Genomic DNA, 5981 nt, shown 5'->3' on the forward strand with positions numbered 1-5981 from the left:
GCGGCCCCGGTGGTGGCATGGTGTGCAGATCTCTCTGAAAGCGACCTGGGAGGAGTGCTCAACCGATTTGATGAGATTTCCTTCGCCGGCAGCAGGTGGCCAGGGCCTGGGTGGCGATGGTATGCCACCGATGGGCTGATTGCAGACGCTGGACCAAAGCAGGCGGCTCATGGGCGGTTCGCGGTCACAATTGGTGCTAAATCAAGGGAGTTCGTAGAGCAGCTCGATTTGCCGAGCAATGCCGAATGGCGAATGCGTGAAAATTGTTAAACTCTTGAACGTGGTTTAGTGAGAAATGATACGGTGAAAGCGGTCCAGTTCGCCTATTCGCCTCGCGGGGCAGCGGTGCTGATGGCTCGGGATACTGAGGGGAATATTAGGTCAGTAGTTGCTCCGAACTGGCCCTACGTACCCAAGGCGATCAAGAATCAACTTGATGAAGCCGCTGGTGATGTGTACGCGAACGGCAGGGGGCATGCAGAGATGGCCGCACTTGCCTACATTCAGAAGAACCAATGGACGGTACTCGGTGGCGCCGCCAACAGAAACATTTGTGCATTCTGCGAGAATTCAATCCGCGTTTTGGGTGGATCCCTCGGGGGTCAGACGTTCTCTGGGCGTGTAAAGATATATGCGAACGGTATCTTCAGCGACATGGGTGAGAGGATGTTTTCGCCGTGACGAAAATTCCAGAAGTAGTCGACCGCGTTGAGGAACTTGATGAGGGCGGGAAACTGAGGGTCGGGGCGCTTCTACTCGTGCGCTACTGCAGCATTCACCACGATCCGAAGTTCTCTCCGTGGTTCGAGCGGGAGCGGCAAGTACTCGCCCGAGTGGTCGAGTCGGCAAGGGGCGTGGCTCGCGGAGATGCCAGACAAGTGGATCTCGAGAAACTCTACGAGGCCCTCGAAGGTGCACTCGAAGCCAGTGACCCCGAGGGGCCGCCGTTTCAGACAGAAATCGTCGACCACATGGTCTTCGCGACGGAGGTTCTTGACTTCCTTCGGGCACCCGATGATGCAGATGTGCTGAACACTGCACTCGAGAGGGCTGACGAACTCGCTGAGGCGCATGTAGGGATGGGAGAGGAAGGCCATCTCATTGCTGACTGGCACGAGGTCGACTTCAGCGCCTTGGAGGAAGAGGCCCGTGGGCTTGATGCGATCGCCAGCGAGGACCCACTCGTTGCCGTCGCGAGAAGCGAGAGCTTCGCGCAGGCCTACGCGCGCTTGATCGAGGCCTATTACACGGATGAGGACGCCGGCATCACTGGTTGATGCCACGCGCAGCCCGTCCTGGCAGTGGCCCCAGCAAAGCCGCGGCGGTGCTTCTGTCAGTTGCTCGCGTCCGGGGCTTCGAGATGGCGATCAAGAATTTATTCGCGAGCGGCTGCTCACGGTGAATTCGAGGCTGAGGAAGTAGAGCTACGAACGCAACAGAAGTCCCGTCGGAGAGGTGCTCCAACGGGGCCTCTGGCTGTCTTGGCGGCAGTAGTTGACGGCAACGTCAGCGGACGGGTGCTGCGCAAACCGGCGGATCGTCGCCGTCGTCGGTCTCGGCGGAGAGCTGGGCGTATCCGCTGAGTGTGTGTCTGAGGAGGTCGATGGCCTGGCACTGGAAGCGTAGGCGGACGTGCGCGTGGACGGTGGAGGTGACACCGGTGTGGGTGTGCCCCAACAGTCCCTTGATCACCACGAGTTCCGCCCCCTGCTGCACGACGTGCCTGAGCTGAGCTGTTCAGAGTTTCTTTACTGGTTCAAGGCGGTCCGCTGGCGCGGCCCGCGCGCGCTCCGGCCCGGCGGGGCCGCCGCCCGCTCCTGTCTCCGCCCCGCTTGCCGGCGGCCCCGCCGGTCCGGGCGCGCAACAGCCAGCACAGCCAACCTTTTCCGGGGCTCCGCCCAGACCCCGGCCCTCCCTCCGAGGGGCGGGGGGCCACGTGCCGGGTGCGGCTTCGTCGTGGTGCGGGGTTTGGAGCCGCGGGTGGGGGTCCCCCGCCGTCCGGTCACCGGAGGGGTACCAGGAACCCCCGGGGACCGCCCAGGCCGAGCGCACGCGTCACGATGTGAGCCTTGGTGGCTCCCGGGGAACCCTGGCACGGCGAAGCTGCCCGACCGACGAGGGACCCCCACCCGCTCAGGCCCGGATCGTGCCGGGTGCTGGCCCTGGCCGGTGGGTGCCTTCTCCGAGGGCGCTCAGGACGCCAGCAGTTCGGCGACTTCGGGCACGTCGCGAAGGGCCCGCAGGCGGTCCAGGACGATCCGTGTCCGCTCTGCTGTTCGTTCGCTGCCGCTCTGCCCGAGGGTGATCCGGCCCACCCCGGGTAACCGGCGGGCAGTCCCGTCGTCGCAGTCACTCAGCGGCCCCACCGGATCTGTTTCCGGTGGGGCCGCGTCCTGTTGCACTGCCGCGTACATGCGGCTGTCTCATGCCCGATATCCGGGCGGTGGTTCGCGGAAGACCGGAAAGGCCGGTCGCGGCGGTGCGGAGGTGTCCGTGGTCCGGCGCCCCCTCACGCCCGCCCCGCGTCCCACTCCTCCCGGCTGACCTCCACCGCCGCCCCGTGATCCACCGCCCACTCCGCCAGCGCCACCGCCGGCCCGATCAAAGTCCGTCCCCGGGTCGTGAGTTCGTACTCCACCCGGGGCGGCACCTCCGGGTAGGACGTGCGGCGCACCAGGCCGTCCCGCTCCAGGTTGCGCAGGGTGCGGGTGAGCATGCGCTGGGAGATGCCGGAGACGCGTTGCTGGAGCTCGCCGAAGCGGAGGCGTTCGCCGTCGAGGGTGGCCACGACCAGCAGGGACCAGCGGTCGCCGATGCGGTCCAGGAGGCCCCGGATCGTCCGGCCGCCGTCGCCCCGGATGAGGCAGGAGCCGCGGTTCTTCGACATGGGCGACATGGGCAACCGTCCTCTGCTCCGCTCACGCACACCGGTGTGCCTTTTGTGGGCGCCTCCGTCCGCGCCCATCATGTGGGTCCGCACCGCTCTGCTCACCATCATGACGGAGGACGAGGATGGACATCGCGTACTGGATCGTCGCAGGGCTCTTGGCCGTCTTCTACCTCTACGCAGGGGGCAAGAAGGTCGCGCAGAGCAAGGAGCAGCTCGCGCCCATGATGGGCTGGGTGGACACCGTGCCGATGGGGGCGGTCCGGGGGATCGGGGTCGTCGAGATCCTCGGCGCCGCCGGACTGATCCTGCCGCCGCTCACCGGGATCGCCCCCGTCCTCGCGCTGGTCTCCGCGCTCGGCTTCGTCGTGCTCCAACTCCTCGCGGGCGCCCTGCATCTGTCCCGGGGCGAGGTCAAGGAGACCGGGCTCAACGCCGCGCTGGTCGTGCTGGCCGCCGTGGCCGTATGGCTCGCTGCCGCCAGGTAGAGCGAGAAGGCCCCACGCCCACCCCTTCCGTAACCCCCGCCCTGACCACCTCTCCCGCCTTATCGTGCCGACATGTGTGGAATCGTGGGTTATGTCGGATCACAGTCGGCGCAGGACGTAGTCGTCGCGGGGCTGAAGCGGCTGGAGTACCGGGGATACGACTCCGCCGGGGTCGCCGTACTGGCAAACGGGGCGGACAGGACGGACGGGGAGGCCGAAGCAGGCGGAACGGGCGGAGGGCTCGCCAGCGCCCGCAAAGCGGGCAAGCTCGTCAACCTGGAGAAGGAACTCAAGGATCACCCGCTGCCCGTAGGTCTCACCGGCATCGGGCACACGCGGTGGGCGACGCACGGGGCGCCGACGGACGCCAACGCGCATCCGCATCTGGACAACGCGGGCAAGGTCGCCGTCGTGCACAACGGGATCATCGAGAACTTCGCCACCCTGCGCACCGAGTTGACCCGGCGCGGGCACGACCTCACCTCGGACACGGACACCGAGGTGGTGGCGCACCTGCTGGCCGAGGAGTTCGAGGCGGGCAGCGGGCTCGCAGAGTCGATGCGGCGGGTCTGCCGCCGTCTCGAAGGGGCCTTCACCCTGGTCGCCGTGCACGCGGACGAGCCGGACACCGTCGTCGGGGCGCGGCGCAACTCGCCGCTGGTGGTGGGGGTCGGGGACGGTGAGGCGTTCCTCGCCTCGGACGTCGCCGCGTTCATCGCGCACACCCGGGACGCCGTCGAGCTGGGCCAGGACCAGGTGGTGGAGGTGCGCCGGGACCGGGTCACCGTCACCGGGTTCGACGGTACGCCCGCCGAGGTGCGCGGCTACCACGTCGACTGGGACGCCTCCGCCGCCGAGAAGGGCGGGTACGACTCCTTCATGCTCAAGGAGATCGCCGAGCAGCCCCGGGCCGTCGCCGACACCCTCCTCGGGCGGATCGACGGCGAGGGCGCGCTGACGCTGGACGAGGTGCGGCTGCCGCCGAGCGTGCTGCGGGAGATCGACAAGGTGGTCGTGGTGGCCTGCGGTACGGCGTACCACGCGGGGCTGATCGCGAAGTACGCCATCGAGCACTGGACCCGGCTGCCCTGCGAAGCCGAGCTGGCCAGCGAGTTCCGTTACCGCGACCCGATCCTCTCGCCGAACACGCTGGTCGTGGCGATCTCGCAGTCCGGCGAGACGATGGACACCCTGATGGCGCTCCGGCACGCCCGGGAGCAGGGCGCGCACGTGCTGGCCATCTGCAACACCAACGGCTCGACCATCCCGCGCGAGTCCGACGCCGTCCTCTACACGCACGCCGGGCCCGAGGTCGCGGTCGCCTCCACCAAGGCGTTCCTCACCCAACTCGTCGCCTGCTACCTCGTGGCGCTCTATCTCGCACAGGTGCGGGGGACGAAGTTCGGCGACGAGATCCGTACGATCGTCCGTCAACTGGCCGACATCCCGGACGCCGTCGAACGCGTCCTCGCCACCATGGAGCCGGTCCGCGAGCTGGCGCGTTCCCTCGCGCACAAGAACACCGTGCTCTTCCTCGGCCGGCACGTCGGCCACCCGGTGGCGCTGGAAGGGGCGTTGAAGCTGAAGGAACTCGCGTACATGCACGCGGAGGGGTTCGCCGCCGGCGAGCTGAAGCACGGGCCGATCGCGCTGGTCGAGGAGGACCTGCCGGTCGTCGTCATCGCCCCGTCCCCGCGCGGGCGGTCCGTCCTGCACGACAAGATCGTCTCCAACATCCAGGAGATCCGCGCCCGGGGCGCCCGCACGATCGTCGTCGCGGAGGAGGGCGACGAGACCGTCGCCCCGTACGCCGACCACCTCATTACGATTCCACCGACGCCTACGCTGCTTCAGCCCCTGGTCGCCACGGTCCCGTTGCAGGTCTTCGCCTGCGAACTCGCGACGGCCCGGGGCAACGAGGTGGACCAGCCGCGCAACCTGGCGAAGTCCGTGACCGTGGAATAGGCATCAAGAACAGAACGAGGGTGGGCCCGTGATCATCGGGGTCGGGATCGATGTCGCCGAGATCGCGCGGTTCGACGCCGCGCTGGAACGTACGCCCCAGATGGCCGAGCGGCTCTTCCTCGCACAGGAGCTGCTGCTGCCCGGCGGCGAGCGGCGCGGCATCGCCTCGCTCGCCGCCCGGTTCGCCGCCAAGGAGGCCGTGGCCAAGGCCCTCGGGGCGCCCGGCGGCCTCCTCTGGACCGACTGCGAGGTCTGGGTCGAGGACAGCGGACAGCCCCGCCTCCGGGTCACCGGCACGGTCGCCGCCCGCGCCGAGGCCCTCGGCGTCCGCAACTGGCACCTCTCGCTCAGCCATGACGCGGGGGTGGCGTCGGCCATGGTCGTCGCGGAAGGTTGACACCGTGGCGTGCCCGGACCGGCGTACGGGTACGTGTGAGCCGACCCGCCGATCGATCATGTACTGGACCCGCTCCTCCCGACGTGTGAAGGGCTGACCGATGCGTACCGCTTACAGCGTGGAGACCGTACGGGCCGCCGAGCAGGCCCTGATGGCACGGTTGCCCGAGGGCGCCCTGATGCAGCGGGCCGCCGCCGGGCTCGCCGTCGCCTGCGGGGACCTGCTGCGGCGCAACGGCCGGGTG

Annotated in this window: 6 protein-coding genes; 4 read left to right on the top strand and 2 right to left on the bottom strand. The window is 68.2% G+C overall.

The annotated features are described in order from the left end of the window. Nucleotides 1–677 precede the first annotated feature (677 nt). Nucleotides 678–1277 (top strand): hypothetical protein, encoded by a 600-nt coding sequence (locus ACWD3D_RS32320; RefSeq protein WP_451464289.1) that lies wholly within the window; start codon nucleotides 678–680, stop codon nucleotides 1275–1277. 229 nt (nucleotides 1278–1506) lie between these two features. Here ACWD3D_RS32320 and ACWD3D_RS32325 read toward each other — a convergent pair whose 3' ends face one another. Beyond that, nucleotides 1507–1716 carry a hypothetical protein gene (locus ACWD3D_RS32325; protein ID WP_451464290.1) on the bottom strand — a complete coding sequence of 70 codons (210 nt, stop codon included), beginning with the start codon at nucleotides 1714–1716 and terminating at the stop codon, nucleotides 1507–1509. Nucleotides 1717–2509: 793 nt separating this feature from the next. Continuing rightward, nucleotides 2510–2887 (bottom strand): winged helix-turn-helix transcriptional regulator, encoded by a 378-nt coding sequence (locus tag ACWD3D_RS32330; protein ID WP_451464291.1) that lies wholly within the window; start codon nucleotides 2885–2887, stop codon nucleotides 2510–2512. Nucleotides 2888–3012: 125 nt separating this feature from the next. Here ACWD3D_RS32330 and ACWD3D_RS32335 point away from each other — a divergent pair, with 125 nt between their 5' ends. The 3 genes from ACWD3D_RS32335 (at nucleotide 3013) to ACWD3D_RS32345 (ending at nucleotide 5737) form a co-directional block, all read left to right on the top strand. Next, the gene (locus ACWD3D_RS32335; protein ID WP_451464292.1) at nucleotides 3013–3375 is read left to right on the top strand and encodes a DoxX family protein; all 363 of its coding nucleotides are present in this window, start codon (nucleotides 3013–3015) and stop codon (nucleotides 3373–3375) included. Nucleotides 3376–3447: 72 nt separating this feature from the next. Beyond that, nucleotides 3448–5340 (top strand): glutamine--fructose-6-phosphate transaminase (isomerizing), encoded by a 1893-nt coding sequence (gene glmS / locus ACWD3D_RS32340; RefSeq protein WP_451464293.1) that lies wholly within the window; start codon nucleotides 3448–3450, stop codon nucleotides 5338–5340. A gap of 28 nt (nucleotides 5341–5368) precedes the next feature. Further along, nucleotides 5369–5737 carry a holo-ACP synthase gene (locus ACWD3D_RS32345; protein ID WP_451464294.1) on the top strand — a complete coding sequence of 123 codons (369 nt, stop codon included), beginning with the start codon at nucleotides 5369–5371 and terminating at the stop codon, nucleotides 5735–5737. The last annotated feature ends 244 nt before the right edge of the window (nucleotides 5738–5981 follow it).

This window comes from Streptomyces sp. NPDC002690, from assembly GCF_053592415.1.